Consider the following 2,293-nt stretch of genomic DNA (forward strand, 5'->3'; position numbering starts at 1 on the left):
CAGATCTGTTCCGGAAGAAAATGCATCTTTAATCATATTCTTATTTCAAAGAAACTCCCTTAACCGTGTTCTCATCCGATTCTTTCCATACACAGCACAAACGAGACACTTTGCATCCCTGTTTTATCAGGGATTGCAGTTCTTACATGGTTCATATCCATCTGCAATCACTTCATCGCGCGTACCGGTAAATTCCTGCCGGTTTGCCGCCTTCATCTGGGTGACAGATGTGCAGCTTGGAAGATGAAATTTTTTCGAGTTGGTATTGAGAATGTAGGTCTGAACCGTCGCGCTGCTTCCAGAGGATCCAGCGCCGCCTCCCGACGAACCAGCTGCTCCCGATCCAGCCGATTGATTCTGGCTGCTGCCATTTCCAGCCGTTCCCTGTCCGGCTGTGCTTCCCGCACTTCCAGAACCGTCCGCCCAGCTTTCTCCTGTCGCATAATCGATCGCAATACCCGGCTGGACATTATAGACGTACACGCAGAATAGCACTCCCTCGCCCTGATCCTCGACGGATTCCGCCTCCATCAGGACGCCGGAGGCAACCAGATTATTGCCCTCAAAAACCGGTGTCACGCGGTACATGACATGGTTTCCGGTTTCTTTCACGTAATCGGCTGTCAGATTTTCAAATGGCAGCATTCCCTGTACGTTCAGATAGCGGGTTCCGGTAATCAGGTTTTTGACATTGGCATTCTCCGCCGTGAGCTGGTAGCCGATCAGATGACAGCGGTTATAGAGATACTTTCCATCCACATTGTCATACTTCGCCGTATGCCAGCCCGTCGGCTTGACTTCCCCGATCGAGCCGCGCTTCTCCGTCGGCATCGTGTCCTGAGAAACCGAAGCATATGCCACGCCGCAGCGCCCCAGGCTGTCCAGATCACTGTAACTCTCAAATGATACATCCGTCAGATCCGCATCGGTAAAATACGGCACATTTCCATTGACTGCCACATACGGCTGACCGGAATATGCCGGTACATCCGCCAGATTAAATGACGTTCCCGAAGCAGAAGATACACGGTTTCCACCATTTTCTGACGATGACACCGCCTGCGAATCTCCGTCCGCACTTTCCGCCTGATTTTCCTCCGCGCTGACACTTCCGTTTCCATTCAGACTTCCCTCTGGAATCTCCTGCGCGCACGCTGAAACAGACAGCATCGCCGCTGCAGCCAGCCCCAGAAGCCACATTTTCAATTTTCTCATATGAATTTCTGCCTTTCCGTTTAAGCCTATCCCTTTCAGAGCCCTGTAGATTTGCGCGTTCTGGCGCCTGATTTTCAGGTGCAGAACCGGCTCTTTTTTATATTTGACTTGTTTTTTATGTCTTTCTTACTCTTTTATATTGTACTTACTTTTTATGCATATTTTTTACCTGCGCACATATCGCTCTTCTGTAATTTTCTCATGCGAGGAACCCGCATATTCCTGCGTTTCTGCCAGCTTCCAGCTGCCCAGATCCATCTTAAAATACATATCTGCCGGATAATCCCGGTTCCAATGACAAAGAATCACTTCTTCGATCCGGCTCTCATACGGAACAACATCCTTGTCCTCGACAAAACAGTACTCTCCCGGCCCCGCCTTTTCCAAAAATGCTTCATCTGCCTGAATCTGCCCCAACTGCCCAGATTGCCCCAGTTGCCCGGATTGTTCCTGTTCTTTCGGCATATTTCCATTCACCTGTAAAAACTGTTTCTGGCTGTATGCATTCATCCACAGTTTTTCCCCACCTGTCAGCTCCAGAATACGCTTTCTAAGCACGCGGTCCTGGCTCTGCCGTCTGTGATTGAACATCATGCCGTTCTGATTATCCACACATACAATTATCTTCATCTCTCTTTTTCTCCCTTTTTCTATCTGCTGTACGCTTCATGTTTCCCAAGGAATCAAAGCAAGCGTCAGCTCCTCCATCCAGGTCCGCAGATTGGGACGCCTGACTGCCAGCGTGTTGACAATCACCGATCGTACACGCACCGGCATCGTTTCTCCTTCTTTTACCAGCCTGCTCACATCGTTTATGACATAAAAATTGCCATTCTCATATCCCAGATACATCATCACATGTCCCGGAAAATATAGAAGTGTGCCTGGTTCTAATACTTTTAAAATCTGCTTTTTTTCTGAGCAGCGCCGCCCCGCCAGCTCTATTTTTCGAACTGGCATCTGCAACTGCCCGGTCGTATTGCGAGGCAGGATCCATCCAAAACAGCGGTACACTTCCCGGATATAGGAAGAACAATCCCGGCTTTCCAGCATTCCGCCCCAGCCGTAGCGGTCTCCC

The 2,293-nt window shown here is 49.6% G+C and carries 3 protein-coding genes; all 3 read right to left on the reverse strand.

Annotated elements, in window-relative coordinates:
- Window positions 1-126: 126 nt before the first annotated feature.
- On the reverse strand, window positions 127-1,215 hold the full coding sequence (locus QVO97_RS04550) for a DNA/RNA non-specific endonuclease (RefSeq protein WP_117796470.1): 1,089 nt from the start codon (window positions 1,213-1,215) through the stop codon (window positions 127-129).
- A 165-nt stretch (window positions 1,216-1,380) separates the two neighbouring features.
- Window positions 1,381-1,845: a hypothetical protein gene (locus tag QVO97_RS04555; protein WP_022359205.1), complete on the reverse strand. Its 465-nt coding sequence runs from the start codon at window positions 1,843-1,845 to the stop codon at window positions 1,381-1,383.
- A 36-nt stretch (window positions 1,846-1,881) separates the two neighbouring features.
- Window positions 1,882-2,293: C40 family peptidase (locus tag QVO97_RS04560; RefSeq protein WP_288188931.1), on the reverse strand; the 412-nt coding region annotated here is incomplete at its 5' end.

Source organism: Clostridium sp. CAG:43, from assembly GCF_000434655.1.
GTDB classification, from domain to species: Bacteria; Bacillota; Clostridia; order Lachnospirales; family Lachnospiraceae; genus Otoolea; species Otoolea fessa.